Below are 26,749 nucleotides of genomic sequence, written 5' to 3'. Positions count from 1 at the left end.
CAGCTTTGCGACGCACTCCCAACGTCGATCGTACGTCGATCCACCGTTGTTGCCCGGCCACGCGACAGGAGACCGCAGACCCGCCATGACCGATGCCGCCATCGAGGTAACAGAACTATGCAAGGCCTATGACGGCCGCCCCGTGGTAGATCACCTTTCGCTGCACGTCGCACCGGGCGAGTGCTTCGGCCTGTTGGGGCCCAACGGTGCGGGCAAGACGACCACGTTACGCATGCTGCTGGGCCTTGTCACGCCCGACGCTGGCGAAATCCGGCTCGGCGGCCTGCCCGTCCCGAAACTCGCACCGCAAGCGCGACGCCGCGTCGGCGTCGTGCCGCAGTTCGACAATCTGGACCCCGACTTCACGGTGCGCGAAAACCTGGCGGTCTTCGGACGTTATTTCGGACTCGCCTCGGCCGATATCAAGGAACGCGTGCCCGCGCTGCTGGCGTTCGCCCGTCTCGAATCGAAGGCAGATGCCCGCGTCGCCCAGCTCTCGGGCGGCATGAAGCGGCGCCTCACGCTTGCGCGCGCCCTGATCAATAATCCCGACGTGCTCGTACTCGACGAGCCGACGACCGGACTCGATCCTCAGGCCCGGCATCTGATCTGGGAGCGATTGAAATCGCTGATGAACGAGGGCAAGACGATTCTGCTCACCACCCACTTCATGGAAGAAGCCGAGCGTCTGTGCCACCGGCTTTGCGTGATCGACGCCGGACGCAAGATCGCCGAAGGCACACCGCCGGAACTCGTGGCACGCGAAATCGGCTGCGATGTCGTGGAAGTCTTCGGCGACGTCCCGCACGCCCTCCTTGCCAGCCTCGCGCCATTCGCCGAGCGCATCGAGACCAGCGGCGAGACCCACTTCTGTTACGTTCGCGACGCCGCACCGGTCGTGAACGCCCTGCAGGACCAGCCGGGGGTGCGGTATCTGCATCGTCGGGCCAATCTGGAGGATGTCTTTCTCAAGCTCACGGGACGGGAGATGCGAGATGACTGAACACCACATGACGCCTGATGCGCCTCGCTACCTGCCGGGCGTCACGCCGTGGATGGGTGTCTGGCGACGCAACTTCCTCGTCTGGCGCAAACTCGCGATTGCCTCGATGTTCGGCAATCTCGCAGACCCGATGATCTACCTCTTCGGCCTGGGTTTCGGTCTCGGCATGATGGTCGGCAATGTCGACGGCACTTCATACATCGCGTTTCTCGCCGCGGGCACCGTCGGCTCCAGCGTGATGTTCTCGGCAAGCTTCGAATCGATGTATTCGGGCTTCTCGCGCATGCACGTGCAACGCACCTGGGAAGCACTGATGCATACTCCGCTGACGCTGGGCGACATCGTGCTCGGCGAGGTCGTCTGGGCCGCAAGCAAAGCCGTGCTCTCGGGTGTTGCGATTCTGATGGTAGCAAGCGTGCTCGGATACGCGCGCATCGACAGTCTCGCTGTGGTCCTGCCAGCCGTTTTGCTCGCAGGGCTGGCGTTCGCCAGTCTGGCGATGGTGATGACGGCACTCGCGCCGAGCTACGACTTCTTCATGTTCTACCAGACGCTCGTGATGACGCCGATGTTGCTGCTCTCCGGCGTGTTCTTCCCGTTGTCGCAACTCCCGGCGGCAGCGCGTCATGTGACGGAATGGTTGCCACTCGCGCACGCGGTCGCGCTGATTCGCCCTGCCATGCTGGGGCGCGCCATCGATATGCCGTGGCTACATGTGGGCGCACTTGTCCTCTACACCGTCGTCGGCTTCTCCGTCGCGCTTGTGCTGTTGCGTCGCAGGATACTTCGATAGCGTTCCCGAGCGAATCCGAAACGTAGGCTGCAAAACAAAACGGCACCGGAAATCCCGGTGCCGTTTTTTCAGACGTGCTCAGACGTGCGACCTACACGCCGTCATCACTTCACAGGCTTGCTCGCTGTCGGCGTGGCGCTCGGTGCGGTTGCGCCTGCGCTCGCCGCGCCGAACACGTCACTCGGTCCGACGACGACAGTCACGAGGCGATCCGGCTGCACGTGACGCGCAAACGCGTCCTTCACCTGCGCCGCAGTCACAGCCTCGACCTTTGCAGTCCAGGTGTCGAGGTAGTCGAGCGGCAGGTTGTAGAAGCCGATGGCCGCCACGTTCGCCAGCAGTTTGCGGTTGCTATCCAGACGCAGCGGGAAGCCGTTCGTCAGGTTGTCCTTCGCTGCCTGCATTTCCTCGGCGGTGGGGCCGTCCTGAACGAATCGGGCCAGCGTCTCGCGCACGACTTTAAGCGCTTCGGGCGCTTGCTCGCGACGCGTCTGCAAATTGATCTCGAACGGACCCTCCTGCAACTGCGGCACGAAGCCACTCGATACGCCATACGTCAGACCGCGCTTCTCACGCACTTCCGCCGTCAGACGCGACACGAAGCCGCCACCGCCCAGCACGTAGTTCCCCACGAGCAACGGGAAGTAGTCGGGATCGCTGCGCGCCATCGACGCCTGCCCCGTCGCGATGTGTGCCTGCTCGGCCGGATGCGGCAGATCGATCTGCACCGCGCTGCGCAGCGCGGCCACCGGCGGCATCGTGGGCGGCGTGACGCCGACAGGCATGGCGTCCGTCAACTGGGCCACAAGCTTCTCGGCCTGCGCGCGGTCGATGTCGCCAACGATGGAGACGACCGCCCGCTTCGGGCTGTACATATCGCGATAGAAACGCACCAGATCGTCGCGCTTCACGGCATTGACGCTTGCCACCGTCGGCGTCACGCCATACGGGTGGCTACCGTAGATCGCACTGCGAAAGGCCTTCTCGGCGATCGCCTCAGGCTTCGTATCCGATTCGGCAATCGCGGACGACAGACGCGCCGTTTCGCGCTTGAGCACAACGTCGGGGAACGTCGGATGTTGCAGGAATTGCGCCAGCGTACTCACGGCCGCATCGCGCTCGGTGGCCGACGACAGCGTGCGGATGGTGACGGTCGCTGCGTCACGTCCGGCGCTCGTCGCTTCCATCGCGCCCACGTCTGCGAAACGGTCGGCAATCTGCGCCTCGCTCAGCGCAGGACGCCCGCCTGCAGCCGCCGCGCCAGCGTCGAGCAACCCAGCCGTCAGCAACGCCAGCCCCGACTTGCCTTTCGGGTCATAGCGGCTGCCTGCATCGAAATCGATGTTCACGTCGATCATCGGGATCGAACGGCTCTCGACCAGCATCACCTTGGCACCGGACGGCGCGACCCAGGTCTGGATCGGCAGCGCGGCGCTGGCCGTGAGCGGCAGAGCGGCCGCCAGCGCGCCAGCGGCTGCACAAGCCATGACACCCGTTCGCGCGGGCACGGAGAACGCACGCAACAGTGCGGAAATTTTCATCATCGTGTGTGGCCCTCTCAGCGCATGTTCTTCAGGTCTTGCGCCCCTTGGGCGCGGCGCTTGCGTGTCGCCTCGTCGATCGGCTGCGGCACGAGCGTGGCAACCGTCAGCGATTCGTCGCCGAAGTACTTGCCGGCCACCGCCTGCACCTGCGCGGGCGTGACTGCCTTCACCTTTTCAAGCATGCGATCGATCTGACGCCACGAAATGCCCGACATCTCGTTCAGCCCGATTTCCATCGCCTGACCGAACACCGAGTCGCGCTTGTAGATCTGCGACGCCACCACCTGCGCCTTCACGCGCTTGAGCTCGGCCTCCGTCACACCATGTGCCGCAATGTCGGCAATCTGCGCACGCAAGGCCTTCTCGATCTGCTCCGGCGTCTTCCCCTGCGCAGGGGTCGCGTCCATGATGAAGAACTGCGGGCCGCGGCCCACGCCGTCGTAGCTCGCACCGACGTCGTTCGCAATGCGCTGCTCGCGCACCAGACGGCTCGTCAGACGCGCGTTGCCGTACCCATCGAGCACGGCCGAAAGCACCTGCAATGCATAGACGTCGTCATCCTTCTCGACATCGCTCAGACGCGGCGCACGCCACGCGAGCATCACGTTCGGGTTCTCCGCCGGTGCTTTCACGAACACGCGCCGCACGCCCATCTGCGCGGGTTCGTTCTGCGGACGACGTTCCGGCAACGTGTGCGACTTGATCGGGCCGTAGTACTTCTCGGCAAGCGTCTTGACCTGCGCGGGATCGACGTCGCCGCTCACCACGACCACGGCATTGTTCGGCGCATACCAGCGCTCGTACCAGTCGCGCGTGTCCTGAACGGTCATGTGCTGAAGATCGTCCATCCAACCGACGATCGGGCGACGATACGGATTCGCGACGAGCGCCGTCGCCATCAGTTGCTCATAGAGCAGCGCGCGCGGCTGGTCGTCCGTGCGCAGACGACGCTCCTCCATCACCACCTGAATCTCTTTCGCGAACTCGTCGGCGGAGAGCGTCAGATTCGCCATGCGATCGGCCTCGAGACGCATCATTTCCGGCAGACGCGACTTCTCCGTTTGCTCGAAGTAGCCGGTGTAGTCCTTGCTCGTGAAGGCGTTCTCACGACCGCCGAGGGCGGCGACCTGGCGGGAGAACTGCCCCGCGCCGACGGTCTTGGTGCCTTTGAACATCATGTGCTCAAGCGCGTGGGCGACGCCAGTGGTGCCGTTGAACTCGTCGAGCGAGCCGGCGCGATACCAGACCACGTGAGCGACCGTCGGTGCCCGGTGGTCCTCGCGCACGATCAGCCGCAGACCGTTCGAGAGCGTGAATTCCGAAGTGTTATCCGTTGTCTTGCTGCCACCGGTGTCAGCGGCGTGGCCCAGGCTCATCACACCAGCCAGGGCCAGTCCGGCCAAGGCGTGTCGCCAGCGCATGGTTCCCGTCATGGATCCCCTTTCGCCCATCATGGACGTCGATTCGCGTCTGATAAAATACGTCGCATTTCCCGCGTCGGAAACAACGACCTGCCCATTGTAGGGCGTTTTGTGCGGCGCGAATGGCAGGACAAATCATAGTCGCACGCCGATAGCGCGCCCCCACGTCGAGTTCCTCACCCCATGTTCAGTTTCTTCAAGCGCTTCAAGTCGGGCGGCAACAAGGCCGCCGAAACGAGCCCCGCACCGACCGAATTGCCCGAAGCGCCCGAATCCGAAGCGTCTTCCACAGACGTATCGCAGACACAGAATCCGCGGCCGTCCGCAGCGCCGCAGCAACCGGAAAGCCAGCCGACGCAAGGCGGGACGGCACCGCTGGCAACTGCCGCGCCTGTTGCTCCGGCCCCGGTGACGCCGTCCGCCCCTGCAGCCACGCCGACGCAAGCGGCTCAGCCCGTTCCACCTGCCGTCGGCTCTGCGGAAAATTCAGCGCATTCCGAACTTGCGCGAGTCAATATCCCAACAGCACCCACGCCGGTTGCGGCTACGCCGACGCCTGCCCCGCAGCCGACTCCGGTCGCCCCCGTCGCTCAGAGCACCCCCGTCGAACCCGCTGAACCGGTCACCCCACGCGCACCGGTCGTCGTGAAGGACGCGCAAGGCGAAGCCATTGGCGAAATCGTCTCGGCCCCGGCACCTGAACCGGCGGCCAAGCGTTCGTGGCTCACCCGCCTGAAGGCCGGGCTGTCGAAGACGAGCTCAGGCATCACGAGCATCTTCGTCGGTGTGAAGGTCGACGAGAACCTGTTCGAAGAACTGGAAGGCGCGCTCCTGATGAGCGACGCAGGCGTGGAAGCCACGACCTACCTGATCGATGCCCTGCGCAAGAAGGTCAAGGCCGAGCGTCTGACCGAAGGCGAACAGGTCAAGCGCGCGCTGCATGACCTGCTTGTCGACCTGCTGCAACCGCTCGAACAGAGTCTCGTGCTGGGCCGCGAAGCGCCGATGGTCGTGATGATCGCTGGCGTGAACGGCGCCGGGAAGACGACCAGCATCGGCAAGCTCGCCAAACATTTCCAGCACTATGGCCAATCGGTGCTGCTCGCGGCGGGCGATACGTTCCGCGCGGCGGCCCGTGAACAACTGGCGATCTGGGGCGAACGCAACAACGTCGCCGTCGTCGCCCAGGAAAGCGGCGACCCGGCAGCCGTCGTGTTCGACGCCGTGAGCGCCGCGCGCGCGCGCAAGATCGACATCGTGATGGCGGACACGGCAGGCCGTCTGCCCACGCAGTTGCATCTGATGGAAGAACTCAAGAAGATCAAGCGTGTGCTGGGCAAAGCGGCCGATGGCGCACCGCACGAGGTGCTGCTCGTCATCGACGCCAACACCGGTCAGAACGCGCTCACGCAGGTCAAGGCATTCGACGACGCCCTCCAGCTCACCGGTCTCATCGTGACCAAGCTCGACGGCACGGCCAAGGGCGGCATTCTGGCGGCCATCGCCCGTCAGCGTCCGGTCCCGGTGTACTTCATCGGTGTGGGCGAGAAGGTGGAAGACCTGCAACCGTTCTCGGCCCGCGAGTTCGCCGACGCCCTGCTGGGCTGAACCGCGAGCAACACCGCGAAGCCGACGCATCAAAGCAAACGGCCCGCACACTCCGGTGGCGGGCCGTTTGCTTTTCGTCTGCGTAACGACGTTACATCTGTTGCGCGACGAGTCCCGCGCAAAGCCCCCACATCATGAGCCCGACCACGCCGTCGAGAATCTGCCACGCGCGGGCACGCGAGAAGAGCGGCGCGAGCAGACGCGCGCCGTAACCGAGCGCCGTGAACCACAGGATAGACGCGATCATCGCGCCGCCCGCAAACCACACGTTGCCCGGCGACGGCTCGCGTGCGCCAATGCCGCCAAGCAGAATCACCGTGTCGAGATAAACGTGCGGGTTGAGCAGCGAAAGCATTAGCACGAGGCCGATGGCGCGTTGCCACGACATCTCCTGCGTGGCCGCGCGACTGCCGTCGGCTTGCAACGCCCCCGCACCGCGAAACGCCGCGCGCCACGCTCGCAAGCCGTAGAGGAACAGAAACGCCGCGCCACCCCACGTCACGATCGTGATGAAGCGCGGATAAGCGGCGATCAGGCCGCCCATACCCGCCACGCCCGCCGCGATCAGCGCCATGTCGCAAATCGCGCAGACCATCACGACGATGCCGACGTGGCGTCGCAAAATTCCCTGACGCAAAACGAACGCATTCTGCGCGCCAATTGCCATGATGAGGCTGGCGCCGAGCGCCATGCCCCGCCAGAAAGCCGGATCGATCATCTAAGGACTTACTCGGCGTCGGGTTGCGCTTCGGGCGCAGCGCGCTGGAAGGCTTCGAGCGTCTGGCAATGGGCGTGGATGGCGGAGATGCGCGGGAATTGCGTCATGTCGACCTTGAAGCGATTGGCGTTGTAGATCTGCGGCACGAGGCAGCAATCGGCCAGCGTCGGCGTATCGCCAACGACGAACTTACCCGGCGACGTCTGCGCCGCGAGACGCGCTTCAAGCGCCTTGAACCCTTCCACGATCCAGTGCACGTACCACGCGTTCTTCTGCTCTTCCGTCACGCCCATGTCGTGCTTGAGGAAACGCAGCACGCGCAGGTTGTCGATCGGGTGGATGTCGGCCGCAATGTCCAGGGCCAGTGCGCGGACCTGCGCGCGCGCAGCCGGGTCGGACGGCAGCAGCGCGGGGGTCGGATGCACGTCTTCCAGATACTCGATGATGGCGAGGGACTGATGGATGTTGACGTCGCCGTCGACGAACGTCGGCACCAGCGCATTGACGTTGAGCGCACGGTAGGCTGGCTTGAGATGTTCGCCACCGTCGCGCACCAGATGTACCGGCACGATGTCGTAGTCGAGTCCCTTGAGGTTCAGGGCGATACGCACCCGATAGGCCGCAGAACTGCGGAAATAACTGTACAGCGTGAGCGTGGACATGGGGCTGACCTCGAAAGCGAAAATTGGGGGACGACGCGGCGACGGGGGATCGTGAGAATCCGAAGGGTCTGCAAGCGCGCCCGAACACGAGATGGTACTGCAAGCACTGGCCCCGATGACACCTGATTGCGTATGATGGATGACGACTCGCCCACGAACGTAGGCAGAAGCCGCACAGAAGCCGCATACCGCGTGCATGCCACGCGCATACCCTGGATAACCGCGTCATGACCTCCGCCGCCCCCTTTGCCTGCGCCCCGCTACTCAAGATCATTGCCCGCGGAGCGAAGGGCGCACGCGCGCTGAGCGCCGACGAAACCCGCACACTGTTCGACGCCATCCTCGCCGACCGGGTCTCGCCCGCCGAGCTGGGCGGTGTCCTGATCGCGTATCGCATCAAGGGTGAAACGCCCGTCGAACTGCGCGCTATGCTCGACGCCGCACACGCCACATTCACCCCGCTCGTCGCCCCGGCCGACGCCCCGCCGCCAGTGCTACTGCCGAGCTACAACGGCGCGCGCAAACAGCCGAACCTCACACCGTTGCTGGCGCTGCTGCTCGCGCGCGACGGTATCCCGGTGCTGGTGCACGGACAACATCACAGCGGCGCGAATCGCGTCGGCACGCAAGCGATCTTCGCGGAGCTAGGTCATCCCGCGAGCCAATCGGCCGCCGAGGCGGAGGAAGCCCTGCGCACGCGCCGCGTCGCCTATCTGCCCATTGCCGCGCTGTCGCCCGCGCTGGAGCGATTGCTGGAGATGCGTGCGGCGCTCGGCGTGCGAAATTCCGGGCACACCGTCGTCAAGCTTTTGCAGCCGTTTGCCGGGCCCGCGCTGCGCCTCGTGAACTACACACATCCGGAGTATCGGGAGACGCTGAGCGAGATGTTTGCCGACGCGACCAATAGCGCCGCCCCGGGCGTGCTGCTTGCCCGTGGCACGGAAGGCGAACCGGTCGCGGATGCCCGTCGGCAGGCGGCGATCGATGGGTTTTCGGACGGGAAGTTCCGGGTGTGGCAGGAAGCTGAGGAAGGTGCCACCGGCGCGCCGCCGTCACTCCCCCCAGCCGACGCCCCGGCCACTGCCCGATGGATCGAAGCGGTGCTTGCTGGCGACGTTCCAGTGCCTGCCCCCATCGCTCGTCAGGTCGAGGTGATTCGTCAGGCCATCGGGCTAAGTGCGTCATCGGCGCATTGAGACGAAATACGCGCACAACGTCGGATAACTCGCACGAATTCCGTCACAAAATCGAAATATCGCGGATTGATTCGATATTTTCGGAACATTTCATTCCGAAACACATCAAATCTTCTGTTTGGAGAGGACGCCTGGAGAGTACCGGGCGGGTCAGTCGGCCGACGCCATGCGGGTGGCCTGCCAGGAGATGACGAGCCAGGCTTCGGCCAGCAGCTTGTGCACTGCCGTGTAGGTCATTTGCGACGCGAGCGAACCGGTCGCGGTTTCCAGTTCGACCTTGAGCTTGCCAGTGACGACCACCGTGTCGCCGAACTGGCGGAGTTCCTGCGCTTTCGGATCGACGTCGATGTCGAGGTAACGGCGGCGGCCGGAGCTGATCGCGTCGAGAAATTCGCGCTTGGTTTCGCGTTTGCCATTCGAGTGCACGTAGAACAGATCGTCCGCGAGGAGCTTTTCCAGCTCATCGACATCGCCTTCGATCATCGCTTCGAAGCGCGCCGATTCGAGTTGTCGTACCGCGTCAATGTGCTTTCCCGCCATGCTGACCTCCCATCCTTCGCCATCACTTTAAGCTCGTGGCTTGGGTTGCAATTTACACCATCCGAGTCACGTTTGCGCCAGTGACTTCTCCCGTTTGACGGGGGGTGCTGGAAAACCCCGAGAAGCCGGAAACTTCCCGTCCGGTAAGGGTTCTAACGTCTTTAGCACTCATCGAAAGAGAGTGCTAAAATGCTTTCCCAGAGGCTAACCAGGAGTCCACCACTTGAGTACTGCCGCCACCAAGCATCCGACGACGCCGGCCACCGGCACGGCGCCGAATTCGCGTGCCCTTGCACTTGCCCCGTCGGCGCTGATGCTGCCGGGCAGTCTGGGCAATATCGACAGCTACATTCAGGCTGTCCATCGCATTCCCCTGCTCACCGCCGAGGAAGAGCAGTCGCTTGCCAAGCGTCTGCGTGAGAACGACGATCTCGAAGCCGCCCGCCAGCTCGTGCTTTCGCACCTGCGTCTGGTGGTCTCGATCGCGCGTAATTACCTCGGTTATGGTCTGCCGCACGCCGACCTGATTCAGGAAGGCAATATCGGCCTGATGAAGGCCGTCAAACGCTTCGATCCCACGCAGGGTGTCCGGCTCGTGTCGTACGCCATGCACTGGATCAAGGCCGAGATTCACGAGTACGTGCTGAAGAACTGGCGCACGGTCAAGGTCGCCACGACCAAGGCCCAGCGCAAGCTGTTCTTCAATCTGCGTAGCCAGAAGCAAGGCTTGCAGGCCTTCACGCCCGAAGAGATCGATCAGGTCGCACGCGACCTGAACGTCAAGCGTGAAGACGTCATCGAGATGGAAACGCGCATGTCGGGCGGTGATATCGCCCTCGAAGGTCACAGCGACGACGGCGACAGCGCAAGCTTCGCCCCCATCGCCTATCTGGCCGACTCCCATCAGGAGCCGACCGCCGTGATCGCCGCACGCGAACGTGACCATCTGCAGAGCGACGGTCTGCAAACGGCGCTCGGCCGTCTCGACCCGCGTAGCCGCCGCATCATCGAAGCGCGTTGGCTGTCGGTCGCCGACGATGGCAGCGGTGGTGCCACGCTGCACGAACTGGCAGACGAGTTCGGCGTCTCCGCCGAACGTATCCGTCAGATCGAAGTGGCCGCCATGAAGAAGATGAAAGGCGCGTTGCAAGCCTACGCGTAATACCGGGTTCGGGTGTCGAAGGCAGCGACAAATTGCCACACGACACTGCGATCCAGGTCGACGGAACATCGCCGACACCCAAGCCCCGTGAAGCCCCGAGAGGTTCGCGGGGCTTTTTTATTGGACTTCGAAAGTTCATCCGTCATCTGATCGCGACTTGATGCATCGCAAGGTCTGCTACTGAGCCCGTCGATAGAATCGGTTCGTACGTAGCCATGCTGCGTGCGAAGGACGGCCCGGGGGCCGTTCGCCGCGCCGGACCCTTGTCTCGAATCCGCTTCTCATCCGCCGTTGCTCGCAACGGCAGATCCGCATCGAACCAGCGTCATCTGCGTGTCATCCGCCCCCGTGCGCTGCGGTTTGACATTTTCAAGCGATAAGGCAAAATGCGCCGAAAGTCGACGCTGTTCCCAACAACACGACTTTCGACGCCAGGAGCCGTCACGGATGGACACCCACTCTCCTAGCAGTCTGAAGCCTCACGCCACGGCCTCACCGGCAGTACCGGCCGCAGCGGTCCCGGGCCAGCCGGAACCGGCAGCCACGGGCATCGTCGCCTGGATGATCCGGCGCTGGCGCACCCGCCCTTCTCGTTTTGCCCTCGAAATCCTGATCGTGCTCGCGATCAAGGTAGTACTCCTGTTCGTTCTGAAGCACGCGTTCTTCGACGCTCCGATGGCCAAACACATGCAATTGCCGCCGGACGTCGTGGCCCGCGCCCTCATCGGGCCGCAGGCCGTCGAAGCGCAGTCCCCCACCAAAAATCAAGGTGTCCGCCATGATCAGTAGCGAAGTCGTCGACCTCTCGCGCTTGCAGTTCGCCATAACGGCGCTGTATCACTTCCTGTTCGTCCCGCTCACACTGGGCCTGTCGTGGCTGCTCGTCATCATGGAATCGGTCTATGTGATGACCGGCAAGCAGATCTACAAGGACATGACCCAGTTCTGGGGCAAGCTCTTCCTGATCAACTTCGCGATGGGCGTGACCACGGGTCTCACGCTCGAATTCCAGTTCGGCACCAACTGGGCCTACTACTCGCATTACGTCGGCGACATCTTCGGTGTGCCGCTCGCAATCGAGGGGTTGATGGCCTTCTTCCTCGAAGCCACGTTCGTGGGCCTGTTCTTCTTCGGATGGAACAAGCTCTCGCGCATCGGCCACCTCGCCACCACCTTCGCGGTGGCGCTCGGCTCGAACCTCTCGGCGCTGTGGATTCTCGTGGCCAATGGCTGGATGAATAATCCGGTCGGGGCACACTTCAACTACGAGACCATGCGCATGGAGCTGAGCAGCATCTGGGAAGTGGTGTTCAACCCGGTCGCTCAGGTGAAGTTCGTGCACACGCTCTCGGCCGGTTACGTGACCGCCGCGATGTTCGTGCTCGGCATCTCCGCGTGGTACCTGCTCAAGCGTCGCGACGTGCCGTTCGCGCTGCGCTCGTTCGCGGTCGCGGCGGGTTTCGGTCTGGCGTCCACGCTGTCCGTCATCGTGCTGGGCGACGAGTCGGGCTACACCACGGGCGAAGTACAGAAGGTGAAGCTCGCGGCCATCGAAGCGGAATGGGAGACGGCCAAGCCGCCCGCATCGTTCACGCTGTTCGGCTTCCCGAATCAGAAGGAACAACGCACCGACTACGCGGTGAAGATTCCCTGGGCGATGGGTCTGATCGCCACGCGCTCGGTCGACACACCTGTCATCGGCCTCACGCAATTGCGCGACGAGCATAAGGACAACATCAAGCGCGGCATGATCGCCTTCGCAGCGCTCGAGAAGCTGCGTGGCGGCGATACGTCGCCGGCGGTGCGCGCCGAGTTCGACAAGTACAAGGACGACCTCGGCTACGGCCTGTTGCTCAAGAAGTACACGCCGAACGTCGTCGACGCCACGCCGGAGCAGATTCTGATGGCGGCCAACGACACGATCCCGCCGGTGGCACCCGTGTTCTGGTCGTTCCGCATCATGGTCGGCCTCGGCTTCCTGTTCCTCTTCACGTTCCTGTGGGCGTTCTGGCTGTGCGCACGACGCCGTCTGCTCAAGCCGCGCTCGGCGTGGTTCCTGCGCTGGTGCGTGTGGGCGATTCCGCTGCCGTGGCTCGCCGCCGAGTTCGGCTGGATCGTCGCTGAAATGGGGCGTCAGCCGTGGACCATCGCCGGTATTCTGCCGACGCATCTCTCCACGTCGTCGCTGTCTGCCACCGATCTGTACATGAGTCTCGCGGGCTTCATCATCTTCTACACCGCGCTGCTCATCATTGAGATGTTCCTGATGGTGAAGTACGTCAAGCTCGGCCCGTCGTCGCTGCACACCGGCCGCTATCACTTCGAGACGGAAGGGTCAGGCGGGGCCGCGATTGCGGGCGACCGTCCGGCGGCTTCGGTCTGATCGTCAGGGAGACACACATCATGATGATCGATTACACCGTACTCAAGCTGATCTGGTGGGTGCTCGTCGGCGTTCTGCTGATCGGCTTCGCCTTCTTCGACGGCTTCGACATGGGCACCGGCACGCTGCTGCCCTTCCTCGGCAAGACCGACGCGGAACGACGCGTCATCATCAACACCGTCGCCCCCACGTGGGAAGGCAACCAGGTGTGGTTCGTGACAGCAGGCGGCGCGATGTTCGCCGCGTGGCCGCTCGTCTACGCCGCCGCCTTCTCGGGCCTTTACTGGGCGCTGCTGCTGGTGCTCTTCGCGCTGTTCCTGCGACCGGTCGGCTTCGACTACCGCAACAAGTTGCCGAGCGCACGCTGGCGCAACTCGTGGGACTGGGCACTGTTCGTCGGCAGCACGGTGCCGTCGCTGGTATTCGGCGTAGCCTTCGGCAACCTGCTGCTCGGTCTGCCGTTCTCGTTCGACAACACCCTGCGCTCGACCTACACCGGGTCGTTCTGGGCCCTGCTCAACCCGTTCGCGTTGCTGTGCGGACTGGTGAGCGTGCTGATGCTGGTCACGCACGGCGCCGCGCACCTTCGCATGAAAGCCGACCCGATGGTGGCCGAGCGCGCCGGGCGCATCATGCGTCTTACCGCACTGGGCACGCTGCTGCTGTTCCTAGTGGCCGGGGTGCTGGTTGCCACGCACGTCGACGGTTTCGCCATCACGCAGATGGGCGCGACCGACTCTCCGGCCAACCCGCTGATGAAGCAGGTTACTACCGGCCCGGGCTTGTGGCTCACGAACTATCACACCTACCCGTGGATGATCGCCGCGCCGGTCGTCGCCTGTCTGTGCGCGTTGCTCGCCGCCCTGCTCGCCACGAGCCGCGCGTATGCATGGACGTTCGTCGTCACCGGGCTGATGATCGCAGGCATCATCCTCACCGCCGGTTTCTCGATGTTCCCGTTCGTCATGCCGTCGGCCACTGCGCCGGGCAGCAGCCTCACGGTCTGGGATGCCACATCGAGCCAGCTCACGCTTCAAATCATGCTGATCGCCGTGATCGTCTTCCTGCCCATCGTCCTGCTCTACACCGGCTGGGTGTACCGCGTGATCCGTGGGCGCGTAACGATCGAGACGGTCAACGACAACCCGCACACGATGTACTGATCAAGGAGTCGCGACATGTGGTACTTCTCTTGGATTCTCGGCCTTGGCCTCGCGCTCGCGTTCGGCATCATCAACGTGATGTGGTTCGAAGCGCACGACGACCTCGAACGTCGCAGTCAGGAAGGCGGTTGAGCCTGACGACGCCGAGCCATCATGGGTCGGCGTCGTAGCGAACGCAGAAACGAAAATCGCGCCTCCAGGGGCGCGATTTTTTTATGCGGAGAGATCCTGCGGCCGATCAGCGCCTTAGATTGGCACCTTAGCTCAGCAACGTCTTCAGGTCCTTGGCCATCGCGTCGACCGGCTCGTCCGGACGCATGAACAGACGCAGTTGCCCGTTCGGATCGAACACGTAAATCCCGGCCGTGTGATCGATGGTGTAGTTATTGGGCGTCGACCCTTCCACCTTGTTGACCACCACGCGGAACGACTTGGTCAATTCCTTGAGCGCGGCGTCATCTTCAGGACGCAACCCCACGAACGCGGGATTGAACGCCGGTACATACTGGCCCATCAGTTCGGCCGAATCGCGCTGCGGATCGACCGTCACGAACAGCACCTGCACGCGCTGAGCGTCATCCGCACCGAGTTTTTGCATCACCTGATTGAGTTCGGCCATCGTAGTCGGGCAGACATCCGGGCAATGGGTGTAGCCGAAGAACATCACCACGGCCTTACCTTTGTAATCGGCGAGCGTGCGCGTCTTGCCCTGCGGGTCCTGCAACGAGAAGTCCTTGGCGAATTCCTTGTTGCCGGTGATATCGAGGCTCGTGAACGTCGGCCCTTCCTTACCGCAGGCGGCGAGAAGCACCGTCAGCCCCATCAGCAACATCGCACGGCGCAACCAGATGACAGCAAGATTCATGAACGAATGACCCCAGAACGTATGGAAAAGACGCCTTCGGAAAACACAACAGGCGCGCCGGCGAAGAATACCGTAACGCGCCTGTCGTCGTGACTCAGCCTGTGACGGGCAAATGCCCCGGAGGTTCAGCCCAGCAGGTAGATCTGCACGTAATGGTCGACCAGCGGCGCCGCGAACAGCAGCGAGAGGTAGACGATCGAATAGCGGAACATCGAGCGCGAGAGCTCATCGGAATACTTGCGCCACAGCTTGACCGCGTAACCGAGGAAGATGCCCGAGAGCACGACCGCCGACACGAGATACAGATAGCCGCTCATGCGATGCGCGAACGGCAGCAGCGACACGGCAAACAGTACGACGCTGTACAGCAGGATCTGCAGACGCGTGTACTTCTCGCCATGCGTGATCGGCAGCATCGGCAGCCCCGAATTCACGTAATCCTGACGGCGGTAAAGCGCGAGCGCCCAGAAGTGCGGCGGCGTCCAGACGAAGATGATGAGCACCAGAATCCACGCATCCGCCGGCACAGCGCCGGTCGCAGCAGCCCAGCCGAGGGCCGGGGGCATCGCACCCGCCGCGCCGCCGATCACGATGTTCTGCGGCGTCGAGGGCTTGAGGATGATGGTGTAGATGAGCGCGTAGCCGACGAACGTGCCGAGCGTCAGCCACATCGTCAGGGGATTCGTGAACGTATAGAGCACCACCATGCCCGCCGCACCCAGAATCGTCGAGAAGACGATGATCTGCCACGGTGCGATCTCACCACGTGCCGACGGACGCCACGCAGTGCGACGCATGAGCGCGTCGACGCGTTGCTCGATCAGGCAGTTCACGGCAAAGGCCGATCCGGCGAGCAGCCAGATGCCGATGGTGCCGCCGATCAGCACCTGCCACGGCACCATGCCGCGCGTGGACAGGAACATGCCGATCACGGCACAGAAGACGGCGAGCTGCGTCACGCGGGGCTTGGTCAGCGCCCAGTATTGCGCGATACGGCTAGCCGGCGGATGGGGAAGGGTCGTGCTTTTCATACACTCTGAAGGCAATGCGCTACGCCGGGCCAGACGGGGCGCCGAGCGGTGCGGCAGCCGGCTCCGCTGCGGAGAAAGGCTTCTGGCGGGCCGGGACGTCTGCCTGATCTATCAGGCTGGCCGCAATGGGCGCCGCTGCGACTAAGCGGGCGGCGCGAATGCGGTAGTTTAACATGACAAGCAAAAGCAGCAGGACCGCCGCGCCGCCGTTGTGGGCGATGGCATTGAGCAGCGGCCATTGGAAAACGATGTTCGACAATCCGGTCGCGAATTGCACGAAAACCAGTAGAAATACCAGAATCGAGGGCTTTCTGAGCGCGGCATGACGTCGCAGGCGGCTCGCCAGCCACGCCAGATACACCACCACGACCACGGCAAACGTCCGGTGCACCCAATGGATCGCCACGAGCGCATTCATCGGAATCACCTCGCCACCCGCCGTCTTGCCCAGTTCTCGCCATAGCTTGAATCCGTTATGGAAGTCCATCGGCGGAATCCACTGACCTTGACACGTCGGGAAGTCAGTGCACGCCAATACAGCGTAGTTGGTGCTTACCCATCCGCCAAGGGCAATCTGGAAGACGAGCAACGCCAGCCCGATCAGCGCCGCCCAGCGCCAGCGCAACGCCCCGGGGTCGGCCGCGACGCTCGCCAGCGGCATCTGGCGGCATGCCAGCCATGCCAGCGATCCGAGCAAAGTGAGCGCCAACATCAAATGGATGGAGACAATCACCGGTTGCAGCTTCATCGTGACGGTCCACGCTCCGAACGCGCCCTGCACGCACACGAGCACCAGCAGCCACGTGGCCAGCCACGGCGATTGCTTCAACTCGCGACGCTTCACCCATGCCATCACCATCAGCGTGATGATGAGTACGCCGACGGCCATCGCGAAATACCGGTGGATCATCTCGATCCACGCCTTGACGAAGGTCACCGGTCCACTAGGCAGCATCAACTGCGCCGCGTGGATGTCGGCATGCGCGGCGAACGGCGACGACGTGCCGTAGCACCCAGGCCAGTCGGGACATCCGAGCCCCGAATCCGTCAGGCGCGTGAAGCCCCCGAACATGATCAGGTCGAGCGTGAGAAAGGTCGTCACCCAGGCCAGTTTGCGGTATTTGTTCGCGTCGCGGCGCAGCAGCACCCAGCCGAGCGGCAGCACCGCGATACACAGGCCGATGAAGCCTAGTTCCAGAAGGTAAAGCATCGGTTTTACGTCTGTTCTTCAACATGTCCGGGGCGCACGTGCGCCCCGGGGCCATTCGTTTCATTCATCGTGCGAGGGACTCTCCCTCACCCCATCAACCCGTCCCCGACCACTTCAGCAGTCGCGACAGGTCGCTCTTGATCTTGCCCGGATCGGCGTTCTTCGGAAACACCATCATCAGGTTACCCAGCGGGTCGACCAGATAGATGTGATCGCGCAGGCCGGTGCCCTCCTGCGTCGGCAGCCACGAGGCGAGTGCGACGGGATCGGCACGCAGACGGCGCGTATCGGGATAGGCGTCGTCGATCTGTTGCGACACCTTCGAGGCGTCCGTCACCAGCCACAGCGTTTCCACTCGCGTACGCTCGTTGCCCTGCAGGACGCGGATCTGCCGCATGTAAAACAGCTTGCTGACGCAATTCTCGTCGCACGTGGCCGTGTCGGCGCTGATCATGAGCCATTTGCCCTTGAGCGACGACAGCGGCAGGTTCTCGCCCGTCTCGTCGTCGTGCACGACGAGCGTCGGCAATGGACGCTGCGGCTCGATCAGCTTGCCGTAGGCGGACGTCCCGCCCTGCGGCTTGAAAACGAAATACATCAGATATGCCGCTACGGCAGGCGCGGCGCACACCACGAAGAGCAGCACGAGCATGCGCCTCGCCCGGCGTCGTTGCACCGGGTCGACGGCAGGACTTCCACTCCGATCCGTACTCACATTTGCACTCATGTTCGCCTTATGCGCGTCTTATGCCCGCGTGAAATTGTTTGTCGTCGTCGCCATGCGACGGCCGCGCCGATAGGCCAAACGCAGCCCCAGCAGCGCCAGAATCAGCGACATGCCGAACCACTGCGCCATATAACCATAGTTGCGATCTGCGCCGCTCGCAGGTTGCGGCCAGTCGCGCAGCAGGTGATCGCCCGTGTCGTTCGTCTGCATGATGACGAACGGTTGCAGCGGCAGCGACGTCTCACGTGCATACTCCGCCACGTCGAGATTCTGACGAATCGACAGCCCCGCCGCCGAGCCGCCACGCCCCAGTTCAAAGGCGCGCGACGGGTCGGGCATGGCAAGGCCTTCGACCGTGATATCGCCCGCCGGTGTCGCATACGGCATGATCGACGCGCGGTCGCGCAGGTCGCGCGGCAACCATCCCCGATTGACGAGCACCACGTGATCGGGCGCGACTTGCAACGCCATTACCACATAGAAGCCGGGCAGTTCGTTGCGTGGACGGTTGTCGAGATACACCACGCGATTGCGCAGGAACCGGCCCGTGACGCGCACGCGCCGATGGCTCACATCGTCCAGCGAATAGGCCTGCGCGCCGAGCGCGATGACCGGCGCGCGCTCGGCCTGCTCGATCTGTGCCTGACGCGCCAGACGCAACTGCGCGCGCTGGTACTGCCACACACCGAGTGCGGCGGTGAGCATCACGCCCAGCAGTATCAGCACGGCCGGCACAGGCCGCATGCCGCGCAAGAGAGTTTTCAACACGTAAGTTCCTTGTCCGACTGCCGCCCGATGTTGCGCAAAACGCGCTGTCCACACTGCATTGCAGCGTGCCAGCACGTGTGCGTTGCCCGATAATGACGAATTCCCGTCATCGGACAGATCATGCGCATCATCGTTGCCATCGCCTTCGTCCTGATTCTCGGCAGTCTGGCGTCCGCATTGTTTTTCATGATGCGGGACAAGGGCCGATCGAACCGCACCGTGCAATCGCTGATGGTGCGCGTCGGCCTGTCGGTGACGCTGTTCCTGCTCATCCTGTTCGCCAACTGGATGGGCTGGATTCACAGCACGGGCATACGATACTGAGTCCCGCGCCGGGCTCCTGCGGCAAATCGCCGCACCCCATCCCTGCCACGCTGCTTTACCCGGAATAACCTCTGCCGACAGTCACCCCGGTGGCGCAATGCCGTCACTACCAGTATCACGCTAACTGTGCGACATAAGGCCGCATCAAATGGAAACGCCGCCGGAATCCGGCGGCGTCCCCTAAGCATGTTTCGGTACCGGCGTCAGAGCCAGTAGACCACGACGTACAGCCCCAGCCACACCACGTCCACAAAGTGCCAGTACCACGCTGCGCCTTCGAAACCGAAGTGATGATCGGGCGTGAAGTGGCCCTTCATCAAACGCACCAGCATCACGGAGAGCATGATCGCGCCCAGCATCACGTGGAAGCCGTGGAAGCCCGTGAGCAGGAAGAAGGTCGATCCGTACACGCCCGAGGTCAGCTTGAGGTTCAGTTCGGTGTAGGCGTGGTGATATTCGTACGCCTGGAAGCCGAGGAACACGAAGCCGAGCACGACGGTGGCGAACAGCCAGAAGATCGCACTGCCACGATGGTTCGCACGCAGTGCGTGGTGCGAGATCGTGAGCGTGACGCCCGAGGTCAGCAGCAGTGCGGTGTTGAGCGTCGGGATCGGCCACGGGCCCATCGTCTCGAACGCGTCGACCACACCGGCCGGGCCGGTGTTCGGCCACACGGCGCTGAAGTCGGGCCACAGCAGCTTGTTATCGAGATCGCCGAGCCACGGCATGGCGAGCGTACGCGCGTAAAACAGCGCGCCGAAGAATGCCGCGAAGAACATCACTTCGGAGAAGATGAACCAGCTCATGCCCCAGCGATAGGACACGTCGATGCGCTTGCTGTACAGGCCGCCCTCGGACTCGGCAATCGAGTCGCCGAACCAGCTACGCAGCACCCACAGGACCCACAGCAGACCGGCCAGCGCCGTCCACGGTGCCCACGATTGTCCGTTGACCCATGCAGCGGCCGAGCCGAGCACCACCAGCAGGCCGACACTGCAGCTCACCGGGTGACGCGAGGGGGCCGGCACGAAGTAGTACGGCGCCGTTTGGTGTTGACCACTCATTCTTATCTCTCCAGGCTTGGTTCTCTTTGTCTGTACCAATTACGTCGCGAGCCGGATGGCGAGCTTCGCCAGAAACACCAGCGCCGCGACGAACAGGATGCCCCCGATCAACCCCGCCACGATCAGATGCACAGGGTTGAGCTGTGCCATATCGCGGTCGTGATCACGCCCCTTGCGCACACCGAAAAACGACCAGAACACCGCACCGATGGTCTGGAAGAAAGACAGCTTGCGCCGGGTCGCCTCCTTCAGGTCATCCATTCCCGCCCTTGCCTCCCCTTATCGAATCTGCAGCCGCGGCTCCTGCGTTCACCGCTCCAACCTGGGTGCCCGTCGGGGCGTCCGCACGTTGATTGGCGTCGTTCTTGCCGAGATCGAAAAAAGTATAGGACAGCGTGATCGTATTCACATCTTTGGGCAGCTTCGTGTCGACCACGAACACCACCGGAAACTCTTTGGCCTCCCCGGCCCTGAGCGTTTGCTGCGTGAAGCAGAAACACTCGATCTTCTTGAAGTAGCTCGCCGCCTGTGCCGGTGCGTAGCTCGGAATCGCCTGCGCACGAACTTCATGCGGTTGCTGATTCGCCACTTCGTATTCGATGGTCGCGATCTCACCCGGGTGCACCGTCAGACTGCTCTTCGCCGGTTTGAAGCGCAGCGGTCCCTGCGCATTGGCGTCGAACTCGACGGTGATCGTGCGGCTCTCGTCGACCTGCGAATTGCGTGCGCTGATCTCGGTCGTGCGATCGCCCAACTGGTTGATGCCCACGAGATCGCAGAACGCGCGGTAGAACGGCACCATCGCGTACCCGAATCCGAACATCACCGCGACCAACAGCAGAAGCTTGCTGAAGGTGCGCACGTTGAGGCGTCGCATGCCGGCCATCAGATACCGCCTAACAATTTGGTCTTGATCATCACGCCGATGAAGAACACCAGCACCACCGAGCCGAGAATCAGCCCGGTGCGCAGGTTCCTCGCCCGCTGTTCAGGACTGAGTGCCATGTTCAATGCACCTTCGGCGGCGTCTCGAACGTGTGGAACGGCGCCGGACTCGGCACGGTCCACTCCAGCCCTTGCGCGCCATCCCACGGCTTGGCTTCGGCCGCCTTACCGCCACGCCACGTCGGAATCGCAACCCAGAACAGGAAGTACACCTGCATCAGGCCGAAGCCGAACGCGCCGATGGTCGCGATCTGATTGAAGTCCGTGAACTGCGCCGGGTAATCGGCATAGCGACGCGGCATGCCCGCCAGCCCCAGGAAGTGCATGGGGAAGAACGTCACGTTGAACGTGATGAGCGAGCCCCAGAAGTGGAACTTGCCGCGCCACTCGTTGTACATGTGGCCCGTCCACTTCGGCACCCAGTAATAGAACCCGGCGAATAGTGCGAAGAGCGAGCCGGCCACTAACACGTAGTGGAAGTGCGCCACCACGTAGTAAGTGCCGTGCATCTGAATGTCGAGCGGGGCGAGCGAGAGAATCAGGCCCGTAAAGCCGCCCATCGTGAACACGAAGAGGAAGCCGACGGAGAAGAGCATCGGCGTCTCGAACGTGAGCGAGCCCTTCCACATCGTGGCGACCCAGTTGAAGACCTTCACGCCCGTGGGCACGGAGATCAGCATCGTCGCGTACATAAAGAACAGTTGGCCAGTGACCGGCATGCCCGTCACGAACATGTGGTGCGCCCACACCATGAACGACAGAATCGCAATCGACGCCGTGGCATACACCATCGAGCTATAGCCGAACAACGGCTTGCGCGAGAACGCCGGAATCACCTGCGACACGATCCCGAACGCCGGCAGAATCATGATGTACACCTCCGGGTGTCCGAAGAACCAGAAGATGTGCTGATACATGACCGGGTCGCCGCCGCCCGCTGCGTTGAAGAACGACGTACCGAAGTGACGGTCCGTGAGCAGCATCGTGATCGCACCGGCAAGCACCGGCATCACGGCGATGAGCAGGTAGGCGGTGATGAGCCACGTCCACACGAACATCGGCATCTTCATCAGCGTCATGCCCGGTGCGCGCATGTTCAGAATCGTGACGATGATGTTGATGGCGCCCATGATCGACGACGCGCCCAAGATGTGCGCCCCGAAGATCGCCAGATCCTGGCCCGGCCCCATCTGCACTGACAGCGGTGCGTACATCGTCCAGCCTGCAGCGGTCGCACCGCCCGGCACGAGGAACGACGAGATCAGCAGCAGACCACCCACCGGCAGCAGCCAGAAGCTGAAGTTGTTCATGCGCGCGAACGCCATATCCGACGCGCCGATTTGCAGCGGGATCATCCAGTTCGCGAATCCCACGAACGCCGGCATGATCGCGCCGAAAATCATCACCAGCCCGTGCATGGTGGTGAGCTGGTTGAAGAACTCCGGACGAATGAACTGCAGGCCCGGTTCGAACAATTCCGCACGGATCATCAACGCCATCACGCCGCCCGAGAGCAGCATGACGAACGAGAAGATCATGTACAACGTGCCGATGTCCTTGTGATTCGTCGCGAACAGCCAGCGACGCCATCCGTGCGGATGGTCGTGCGCGTGATCGTCGTGACCCGCCACGTGATCGTGAGCGATGGAACTCATACCCAATCTCCTTGCTTCGAACTGGTCGAACGACTTAACTGTTCTTCGCTGCGTCGGCCGCGGCACCGGCGGCATTCGCCGACTTGTTGCCGCGTGCTTCGCGCACCTGTGCCGGCTGAATCACGTCGCCGGTCTTGTTGCTCCACGAGTTGCGCTCGAACGTGATGACGGCCGCAAGCTCCACATCGTTCAGATGCGACCAGTTCGGCATCGCATTCTTGCCATGCAGCACGATGCTGATGTGATCGGCCACCGGGCCCGTCACGATCTTGCCGCCATCGAGCGCCGGGAACGCACCGCCGCCCTTGCCGTTCGGCTGGTGGCACACAGCGCAATTCGAGGCGTAGACCTTCTGGCCGCGCTCCATCAGTTCCTGCACGGTGTAGGTCTTGTTCGGATCGTCTGCCGAGGCCGCCATCTGCTTCTTCTGCGTGTCGACCCACTTGTTGTAATCGTCTTCCGAAACAACCTTCACCACGACCGGCATGAACGCGTGTTCCTTACCGCACAGCTCGGTACAGAAGCCACGGTACTCGCCGACCTTCTCCGCCTTGAACCAGGTGTCGCGCACGAAGCCCGGGATGGCGTCCTGCTTGATACCGAAGGCAGGCACGTAGAACGAGTGGATAACGTCGTTGGCCGTAGTGATCAGACGCACCTTCTTGTTGACCGGTACGACCATCGGGTTATCGACTTCCTGCAAGTACGTGTTGCTCTTCGGCTCGGTGCCGTCGATCTGGCTGCGCGGCGTGGTGAGTGTCGAGAGGAACTTGATGCCCTCGCCTTCGCCCTTCAGGTAGTCGTAGCCCCACTTCCACTGATAACCCGTCACCTTGATGGTGATGTCGGCGTTGGTGGTGTCCTTCATGGCCACGACGGTCTTCGTGGCGGGCAACGCCATCAGAATCACGATGATGAACGGCACGACCGTCCAGATCACCTCGACCGTGGTGCTTTCATGGAAATTCGCAGGCTGATGGCCTTTGGATTTGCGGTGCTTGATGATCGAGTAGAACATCACGCCGAACACAGCGATGAAGATCACCAGACAGATGATCAGCATCATGGTGTGCAGGCTGTGAAGCTCCTCCGCAAGCTTCGTGACCGGCGGCTGGAAGTTGAGCTCGTTGACGGCCGGCCCACCCGGCATATCCGCGACTCCCGCCGCGATGGCCGGAGCGCCGGCGAGCAGTGAAGCGCCCGCAAGGAAAGCCGCCAAGGCGTGTTTCGTTTTTTTCATAGCTTCCTTACCCAAAATTACCATCCAAATCCTCCCTGGCGGTCGCCCGAGATCGTCTCCATCTCTCTCAGGCCTGTTGGGCAAGACAACGGCGCAGCTCGCGCGCAAACGTTTCGCGGCGATGCGGCGCAAGATAGGCACCGACACTGACCGAGCGGCTACCCGAGCGCAAGACGATGCGCGTTCGCGGCGGCTTTTCGATGTCGATGCGTACCCAGCGGGGATTGAACTCGAACTGCGTCAACCTCTGTGCTGAACGTTGCTCGACCACAAGGCTCACGGGCGACAACCGAATGACCTCGTAATCTGTGGCATGCCGGGCATGAATGACGAACGCAACGCCCACCACGAGCAAGTCCAGGCCTGTGAACGGCAAGACCAACCACCCACCGCGCCACGCCGCAATCAAGGCAACACCCAGTGAGACGGCGGCCAACGACAGGTAGAACAGGACAAACTGGCGCGGCGATATCGCGCAGTTGCGCTTATGCGTCCATTCCTTCATCGCCGAACCGTTTCCGGTCTCGGAAGAAGAGGCTGCGAGCATCGCCGTCACCCGTGGGGCATTTTGGGTCTTTCATGTCCGACGGCCGGGAACTAGTTGCGTCCGGGCCGCGACAAACTGCCGCATTATAGAACGCGCATTCTCGAAGCGACAACATTGATACCGAGTATTTGGCGCGCCATAGCATCCTCCTGAACTCATTGATGCAAAAGGGAAATCCGGTTAATCCCCTAGCCGAAAATCCCAACGGCCGAGCGACTACGGGATACTCCCTATGCGTCGCACGTTTGACACATTGCAACACGCGGCGACTCGTTGCGGTGTCCTGAATACCCTGCCAACCGACACATTCGAACGACACGTCACCACCCCGTCTTCGCACTAAGGGCTTCGTTGCGATGCGGGATTCGTCCGATATCCATCAACAGTAGACGCCGTGCCGGATTTCGCGTGCGACGTTATGTCGCGCCTTCCTCCGAGGCCTGGATACTGTGGCGACACCGCGTCATAAGGGGCTTTGCCCCGAGCCTTCACCCGTTGTCGCTTTGGTATCCTGCCGCCATCGCGGCGTCGTGGCGCGCGGACCACGCACGATGCAGCGAAGCCCGATGCGCGCAGCCATCAGACGCATGCTACAAGCGAAACATGTTCCCTACATCGCTTTACCATGCGAGCCACGCGCCCTCTCTCTTCCCGCTCGTTTGCCGACGGTCTGAGCGCCCTGCGAGACGCCACCGGCTTCGACGTTCTTCACACGCTGCTCCTTTCGCTTTGCAGCGCGCTGGGCCAGCGCTACTTCAGCTATCGCGGCCACTTCGCATTGCCCGATGGCCGCTTCGCAACACCACGCCTCGGCAATCTGCCCAGTGAGTGGCAGCAGCGTTATGACGCACAACGCTACGACACCGTCGACCCCGTCCTCTTGCTCGCCGCGCGGCAGCTCACACCGGTCGAATGGACGCCGGGGTTGTACGCGTCCCCCGAGGCCCGACAGTTGCTCGATGAACAGCGCGCCGCCGGGTTGCGCTTCGGCATCACGTATCCGGTCTTCACGCCATCGGGGGCATCGGGGACATTGAGTCTGTCGTCGCCGAGACGCCCCGCGCGTTGCCTCCGTCCATCGGCACAACATCATGCACAACCTCAGGGGCGTCACGATGCACGCTACTACGCGCGGCCAACGCATGACGTCGGCGATTCGGGCGCACATGTGTGGGCGTCGCATGCTGGCGTCGTGCTTGCTGCCCATGTGCATGAAGCCGTGTGGCGCCTCGTTCAGTGCGATGCGGCCCGTCGCTGCGCGCCAGCGCTGACGCCGCGCGAACGCGAGTGCTTGAGATGGGTGGCGTGCGGCAAGACATCGTGGGAAATCGGTCGCATCCTCACGCTTTCCGAACATGGCGTCGTCTTCCATCTGCGCAGCGCCATGCGCAAGTTCGACGTATCGAGCCGCCATCGCGCCGCGAAGATGGCAAGCGACTACGGACTGCTCGACGATGTCGCGTTGCCACCGCACACAAATGTCGACGAGATCACTTTCGCGACGCAAGATCGGCAAGCGTCTTGTAGCGTGTCAACGTGAACGTATCGGTAGCAGCCTTCACGAACGAGCCACCGCCAAGACGCCCCACCGGACTGAGGGCGTGTAAGTCGACATGACAGGTGACGGGATCGAGCAGCGCGTCGTCTACGTGCACAGCGAGCACCGTGCCGAGCACAACCCATCCTCCGCCGGGTGCAGCGCTGATCTCGATGATGTCGCGCACCTCGCACTCGAAGGCGACGGACGCCTCCCGAACACGCGGGGGCCGCACACGCGACGACGGCACTGGCGTCACGCCGGTGAGATCGAATTCCGACTCCCCGGGTGGCAAGGGCGCGGCCGAGAGATTCACGGCATCGATGCACGACGTGCTCGCCACATTCACGACGAACTCCGGCACAGCCTCGATATTGTGCAGCGTGTCCTTCTTTCGCCTCGGCTGCGGCGGCACCACAGGACAGAACAGCACCGTCATCGGCACACAGCACACGCCCATGAAGTACGCATACGGCGCGAGGTTCGGTCGCCCAAGCGCATCGACTGTGCTCACCCACGCAATCGGACGCGGGAGAATCGTGCTCATCATGAAGTTGTAGATGCGCGCCTCGTCCAGCGTCGCCGGATCCAGTTCCATCGGGTCTCCTTACACGGTTACATAGAATCGTGCGTGACAAGCACG

At 62.9% G+C, this 26,749-nt stretch carries 28 protein-coding genes and 1 pseudogene; 11 read left to right on the top strand and 18 right to left on the bottom strand.

Annotation, left to right across the window (positions count from 1 at the left end; translation table 11 throughout):
• Nucleotides 1-85 precede the first annotated feature (85 nt).
• Nucleotides 86-1,003 carry a nodulation factor ABC transporter ATP-binding protein NodI gene (nodI, locus tag NA29_RS02650; RefSeq protein ID WP_039395469.1) on the top strand — a complete coding sequence of 306 codons (918 nt, stop codon included), beginning with the start codon at nt 86-88 and terminating at the stop codon, nt 1,001-1,003.
• The gene (locus tag NA29_RS02645; RefSeq protein WP_052252463.1) at nt 996-1,796 is read left to right on the top strand and encodes an ABC transporter permease; all 801 of its coding nucleotides are present in this window, start codon (nt 996-998) and stop codon (nt 1,794-1,796) included. The genes nodI and NA29_RS02645 overlap by 8 nt, the downstream gene beginning before the upstream one ends.
• A gap of 104 nt (nt 1,797-1,900) precedes the next feature.
• Here the strand turns inward: NA29_RS02645 and NA29_RS02640 are convergent, their stop codons facing one another.
• Complete coding sequence (locus tag NA29_RS02640; RefSeq protein ID WP_039395466.1) at nt 1,901-3,340, bottom strand: M16 family metallopeptidase; 1,440 nt, start codon at nt 3,338-3,340, stop codon at nt 1,901-1,903.
• A gap of 14 nt (nt 3,341-3,354) precedes the next feature.
• Entirely contained in the window at nt 3,355-4,773 is a 1,419-nt protein-coding gene (locus tag NA29_RS02635) for a M16 family metallopeptidase (RefSeq protein WP_039395463.1), read from the bottom strand.
• A 171-nt stretch (nt 4,774-4,944) separates the two neighbouring features.
• On the opposite strand from NA29_RS02635, the gene ftsY reads away from it, so the two are divergent.
• The gene (gene ftsY / locus NA29_RS02630) at nt 4,945-6,369 is read left to right on the top strand and encodes a signal recognition particle-docking protein FtsY (RefSeq protein ID WP_039395460.1); all 1,425 of its coding nucleotides are present in this window, start codon (nt 4,945-4,947) and stop codon (nt 6,367-6,369) included.
• A gap of 91 nt (nt 6,370-6,460) precedes the next feature.
• Here the strand turns inward: ftsY and NA29_RS02625 are convergent, their stop codons facing one another.
• Both NA29_RS02625 and maiA read right to left on the bottom strand, forming a co-directional pair.
• A complete protein-coding gene (locus NA29_RS02625; protein WP_039395457.1) occupies nt 6,461-7,087 on the bottom strand; it encodes a LysE/ArgO family amino acid transporter in 627 nt (208 codons plus the stop codon).
• Between the two features lie 8 nt (nt 7,088-7,095).
• Entirely contained in the window at nt 7,096-7,749 is a 654-nt protein-coding gene (maiA, locus tag NA29_RS02620; RefSeq protein WP_039395454.1) for a maleylacetoacetate isomerase, read from the bottom strand.
• A gap of 227 nt (nt 7,750-7,976) precedes the next feature.
• Here maiA and ybiB point away from each other — a divergent pair, with 227 nt between their 5' ends.
• Complete coding sequence (ybiB, locus tag NA29_RS02615; protein WP_039395449.1) at nt 7,977-8,945, top strand: DNA-binding protein YbiB; 969 nt, start codon at nt 7,977-7,979, stop codon at nt 8,943-8,945.
• Between the two features lie 150 nt (nt 8,946-9,095).
• Here ybiB and NA29_RS02610 read toward each other — a convergent pair whose 3' ends face one another.
• Nucleotides 9,096-9,485 carry a nuclear transport factor 2 family protein gene (locus NA29_RS02610; protein WP_039395446.1) on the bottom strand — a complete coding sequence of 130 codons (390 nt, stop codon included), beginning with the start codon at nt 9,483-9,485 and terminating at the stop codon, nt 9,096-9,098.
• Between the two features lie 223 nt (nt 9,486-9,708).
• On the opposite strand from NA29_RS02610, the gene rpoH reads away from it, so the two are divergent.
• The 5 genes from rpoH (at nt 9,709) to cydX (ending at nt 14,325) form a co-directional block, all read left to right on the top strand.
• On the top strand, nt 9,709-10,647 hold the full coding sequence (gene rpoH / locus NA29_RS02605; protein ID WP_039395443.1) for an RNA polymerase sigma factor RpoH: 939 nt from the start codon (nt 9,709-9,711) through the stop codon (nt 10,645-10,647).
• 447 nt (nt 10,648-11,094) lie between these two features.
• Complete coding sequence (gene cydP / locus NA29_RS02600; protein WP_150777149.1) at nt 11,095-11,436, top strand: cytochrome oxidase putative small subunit CydP; 342 nt, start codon at nt 11,095-11,097, stop codon at nt 11,434-11,436.
• Nucleotides 11,426-13,030, top strand: a complete 1,605-nt coding sequence (locus NA29_RS02595) for a cytochrome ubiquinol oxidase subunit I (RefSeq protein WP_039395441.1) — start codon at nt 11,426-11,428, stop codon at nt 13,028-13,030. Before cydP ends, NA29_RS02595 begins: the two co-directional genes overlap by 11 nt.
• A 26-nt stretch (nt 13,031-13,056) precedes the next feature.
• The gene (gene cydB, locus NA29_RS02590; protein ID WP_039402120.1) at nt 13,057-14,193 is read left to right on the top strand and encodes a cytochrome d ubiquinol oxidase subunit II; all 1,137 of its coding nucleotides are present in this window, start codon (nt 13,057-13,059) and stop codon (nt 14,191-14,193) included.
• 15 nt (nt 14,194-14,208) lie between these two features.
• Nucleotides 14,209-14,325, top strand: coding sequence for a cytochrome bd-I oxidase subunit CydX (gene cydX / locus NA29_RS02585; RefSeq protein ID WP_039395438.1), 117 nt, complete (start codon nt 14,209-14,211; stop codon nt 14,323-14,325).
• Nucleotides 14,326-14,452: 127 nt separating this feature from the next.
• Here cydX and NA29_RS02580 read toward each other — a convergent pair whose 3' ends face one another.
• From NA29_RS02580 to NA29_RS02560, 5 genes are all read right to left on the bottom strand, one after another.
• On the bottom strand, nt 14,453-15,058 hold the full coding sequence (locus tag NA29_RS02580) for an SCO family protein (RefSeq protein WP_039395435.1): 606 nt from the start codon (nt 15,056-15,058) through the stop codon (nt 14,453-14,455).
• 125 nt (nt 15,059-15,183) lie between these two features.
• On the bottom strand, nt 15,184-16,089 hold the full coding sequence (gene cyoE, locus NA29_RS02575; protein ID WP_039395433.1) for a heme o synthase: 906 nt from the start codon (nt 16,087-16,089) through the stop codon (nt 15,184-15,186).
• 19 nt (nt 16,090-16,108) lie between these two features.
• Nucleotides 16,109-17,299 (bottom strand): COX15/CtaA family protein, encoded by a 1,191-nt coding sequence (locus NA29_RS02570; protein WP_039395430.1) that lies wholly within the window; start codon nt 17,297-17,299, stop codon nt 16,109-16,111.
• A gap of 94 nt (nt 17,300-17,393) precedes the next feature.
• Entirely contained in the window at nt 17,394-18,026 is a 633-nt protein-coding gene (locus tag NA29_RS02565) for an SCO family protein (RefSeq protein WP_039395427.1), read from the bottom strand.
• 18 nt (nt 18,027-18,044) lie between these two features.
• Complete coding sequence (locus NA29_RS02560; protein ID WP_039402118.1) at nt 18,045-18,770, bottom strand: SURF1 family protein; 726 nt, start codon at nt 18,768-18,770, stop codon at nt 18,045-18,047.
• A 144-nt stretch (nt 18,771-18,914) separates the two neighbouring features.
• Between NA29_RS02560 and NA29_RS02555 the strand changes: the two genes are divergently transcribed.
• Nucleotides 18,915-19,118 carry a twin transmembrane helix small protein gene (locus tag NA29_RS02555; RefSeq protein WP_039395424.1) on the top strand — a complete coding sequence of 68 codons (204 nt, stop codon included), beginning with the start codon at nt 18,915-18,917 and terminating at the stop codon, nt 19,116-19,118.
• A gap of 203 nt (nt 19,119-19,321) precedes the next feature.
• Here NA29_RS02555 and NA29_RS02550 read toward each other — a convergent pair whose 3' ends face one another.
• The 7 genes and pseudogenes from NA29_RS02550 to NA29_RS02525 form a co-directional block, all read right to left on the bottom strand.
• Nucleotides 19,322-20,182 (bottom strand): cytochrome c oxidase subunit 3, encoded by an 861-nt coding sequence (locus tag NA29_RS02550; protein ID WP_039395422.1) that lies wholly within the window; start codon nt 20,180-20,182, stop codon nt 19,322-19,324.
• A gap of 39 nt (nt 20,183-20,221) precedes the next feature.
• Nucleotides 20,222-20,443 (bottom strand): DUF2970 domain-containing protein, encoded by a 222-nt coding sequence (locus NA29_RS02545; RefSeq protein WP_039395420.1) that lies wholly within the window; start codon nt 20,441-20,443, stop codon nt 20,222-20,224.
• Nucleotides 20,436-21,068 carry a cytochrome c oxidase assembly protein gene (locus NA29_RS02540; RefSeq protein WP_052252461.1) on the bottom strand — a complete coding sequence of 211 codons (633 nt, stop codon included), beginning with the start codon at nt 21,066-21,068 and terminating at the stop codon, nt 20,436-20,438. The genes NA29_RS02545 and NA29_RS02540 overlap by 8 nt, the downstream gene beginning before the upstream one ends.
• A complete protein-coding gene (locus tag NA29_RS26140; RefSeq protein WP_211279338.1) occupies nt 21,068-21,187 on the bottom strand; it encodes a cytochrome oxidase small assembly protein in 120 nt (39 codons plus the stop codon). Before NA29_RS26140 ends, NA29_RS02540 begins: the two co-directional genes overlap by 1 nt.
• Before the next feature lie 2 nt (nt 21,188-21,189).
• Nucleotides 21,190-22,782 (bottom strand): cytochrome c oxidase subunit I, encoded by a 1,593-nt coding sequence (gene ctaD / locus NA29_RS02535; protein ID WP_039395417.1) that lies wholly within the window; start codon nt 22,780-22,782, stop codon nt 21,190-21,192.
• 37 nt (nt 22,783-22,819) lie between these two features.
• Nucleotides 22,820-24,046: pseudogene (gene coxB, locus NA29_RS02530) on the bottom strand (cytochrome c oxidase subunit II); the annotation flags it as partial.
• Nucleotides 24,047-24,089: 43 nt separating this feature from the next.
• Nucleotides 24,090-24,569, bottom strand: coding sequence for a DUF2244 domain-containing protein (locus NA29_RS02525; RefSeq protein ID WP_052252459.1), 480 nt, complete (start codon nt 24,567-24,569; stop codon nt 24,090-24,092).
• Nucleotides 24,570-25,194: 625 nt separating this feature from the next.
• On the opposite strand from NA29_RS02525, the gene NA29_RS02520 reads away from it, so the two are divergent.
• Nucleotides 25,195-26,109, top strand: a complete 915-nt coding sequence (locus NA29_RS02520; protein ID WP_039395411.1) for an autoinducer binding domain-containing protein — start codon at nt 25,195-25,197, stop codon at nt 26,107-26,109.
• Here the strand turns inward: NA29_RS02520 and NA29_RS02515 are convergent.
• Nucleotides 26,060-26,704: a flavin reductase family protein gene (locus tag NA29_RS02515; protein ID WP_039395409.1), complete on the bottom strand. Its 645-nt coding sequence runs from the start codon at nt 26,702-26,704 to the stop codon at nt 26,060-26,062. The genes NA29_RS02520 and NA29_RS02515 overlap by 50 nt on opposite strands.
• Nucleotides 26,705-26,749: the final 45 nt, after the last annotated feature.

Source organism: Pandoraea sputorum (assembly GCF_000814845.2).
GTDB lineage: Bacteria > Pseudomonadota > Gammaproteobacteria > Burkholderiales > Burkholderiaceae > Pandoraea > Pandoraea sputorum.
This window is presented reverse-complemented; position numbering and strand designations above follow the sequence as displayed.

Excerpts from the sequence above, each read along its gene's own strand:
- nodI (WP_039395469.1), top strand. The coding sequence starts at position 86 with ATGACCGATGCCGCCATCGAGGTAACAGAACTATGCAAGGCCTATGAC.
- NA29_RS02645 (WP_052252463.1), top strand. The coding sequence starts at position 996 with ATGACTGAACACCACATGACGCCTGATGCGCCTCGCTACCTGCCGGGC.
- NA29_RS02640 (WP_039395466.1), bottom strand. The coding sequence starts at position 3,340 with ATGATGAAAATTTCCGCACTGTTGCGTGCGTTCTCCGTGCCCGCGCGA.
- NA29_RS02635 (WP_039395463.1), bottom strand. The coding sequence starts at position 4,773 with ATGACGGGAACCATGCGCTGGCGACACGCCTTGGCCGGACTGGCCCTG.
- ftsY (WP_039395460.1), top strand. The coding sequence starts at position 4,945 with ATGTTCAGTTTCTTCAAGCGCTTCAAGTCGGGCGGCAACAAGGCCGCC.
- NA29_RS02625 (WP_039395457.1), bottom strand. The coding sequence starts at position 7,087 with ATGATCGATCCGGCTTTCTGGCGGGGCATGGCGCTCGGCGCCAGCCTC.
- maiA (WP_039395454.1), bottom strand. The coding sequence starts at position 7,749 with ATGTCCACGCTCACGCTGTACAGTTATTTCCGCAGTTCTGCGGCCTAT.
- ybiB (WP_039395449.1), top strand. The coding sequence starts at position 7,977 with ATGACCTCCGCCGCCCCCTTTGCCTGCGCCCCGCTACTCAAGATCATT.
- NA29_RS02610 (WP_039395446.1), bottom strand. The coding sequence starts at position 9,485 with ATGGCGGGAAAGCACATTGACGCGGTACGACAACTCGAATCGGCGCGC.
- cydP (WP_150777149.1), top strand. The coding sequence starts at position 11,095 with ATGGACACCCACTCTCCTAGCAGTCTGAAGCCTCACGCCACGGCCTCA.
- NA29_RS02595 (WP_039395441.1), top strand. The coding sequence starts at position 11,426 with ATGATCAGTAGCGAAGTCGTCGACCTCTCGCGCTTGCAGTTCGCCATA.
- cydX (WP_039395438.1), top strand. The coding sequence starts at position 14,209 with ATGTGGTACTTCTCTTGGATTCTCGGCCTTGGCCTCGCGCTCGCGTTC.
- NA29_RS02580 (WP_039395435.1), bottom strand. The coding sequence starts at position 15,058 with ATGAATCTTGCTGTCATCTGGTTGCGCCGTGCGATGTTGCTGATGGGG.
- cyoE (WP_039395433.1), bottom strand. The coding sequence starts at position 16,089 with ATGAAAAGCACGACCCTTCCCCATCCGCCGGCTAGCCGTATCGCGCAA.
- NA29_RS02570 (WP_039395430.1), bottom strand. The coding sequence starts at position 17,299 with ATGCTTTACCTTCTGGAACTAGGCTTCATCGGCCTGTGTATCGCGGTG.
- NA29_RS02565 (WP_039395427.1), bottom strand. The coding sequence starts at position 18,026 with ATGAGTGCAAATGTGAGTACGGATCGGAGTGGAAGTCCTGCCGTCGAC.
- NA29_RS02560 (WP_039402118.1), bottom strand. The coding sequence starts at position 18,770 with ATGCGGCCTGTGCCGGCCGTGCTGATACTGCTGGGCGTGATGCTCACC.
- NA29_RS02555 (WP_039395424.1), top strand. The coding sequence starts at position 18,915 with ATGCGCATCATCGTTGCCATCGCCTTCGTCCTGATTCTCGGCAGTCTG.
- NA29_RS02550 (WP_039395422.1), bottom strand. The coding sequence starts at position 20,182 with ATGAGTGGTCAACACCAAACGGCGCCGTACTACTTCGTGCCGGCCCCC.
- NA29_RS02545 (WP_039395420.1), bottom strand. The coding sequence starts at position 20,443 with ATGGATGACCTGAAGGAGGCGACCCGGCGCAAGCTGTCTTTCTTCCAG.
- NA29_RS02540 (WP_052252461.1), bottom strand. The coding sequence starts at position 21,068 with ATGGCCGGCATGCGACGCCTCAACGTGCGCACCTTCAGCAAGCTTCTG.
- NA29_RS26140 (WP_211279338.1), bottom strand. The coding sequence starts at position 21,187 with ATGGCACTCAGTCCTGAACAGCGGGCGAGGAACCTGCGCACCGGGCTG.
- ctaD (WP_039395417.1), bottom strand. The coding sequence starts at position 22,782 with ATGAGTTCCATCGCTCACGATCACGTGGCGGGTCACGACGATCACGCG.
- NA29_RS02525 (WP_052252459.1), bottom strand. The coding sequence starts at position 24,569 with ATGCTCGCAGCCTCTTCTTCCGAGACCGGAAACGGTTCGGCGATGAAG.
- NA29_RS02520 (WP_039395411.1), top strand. The coding sequence starts at position 25,195 with ATGCGAGCCACGCGCCCTCTCTCTTCCCGCTCGTTTGCCGACGGTCTG.
- NA29_RS02515 (WP_039395409.1), bottom strand. The coding sequence starts at position 26,704 with ATGGAACTGGATCCGGCGACGCTGGACGAGGCGCGCATCTACAACTTC.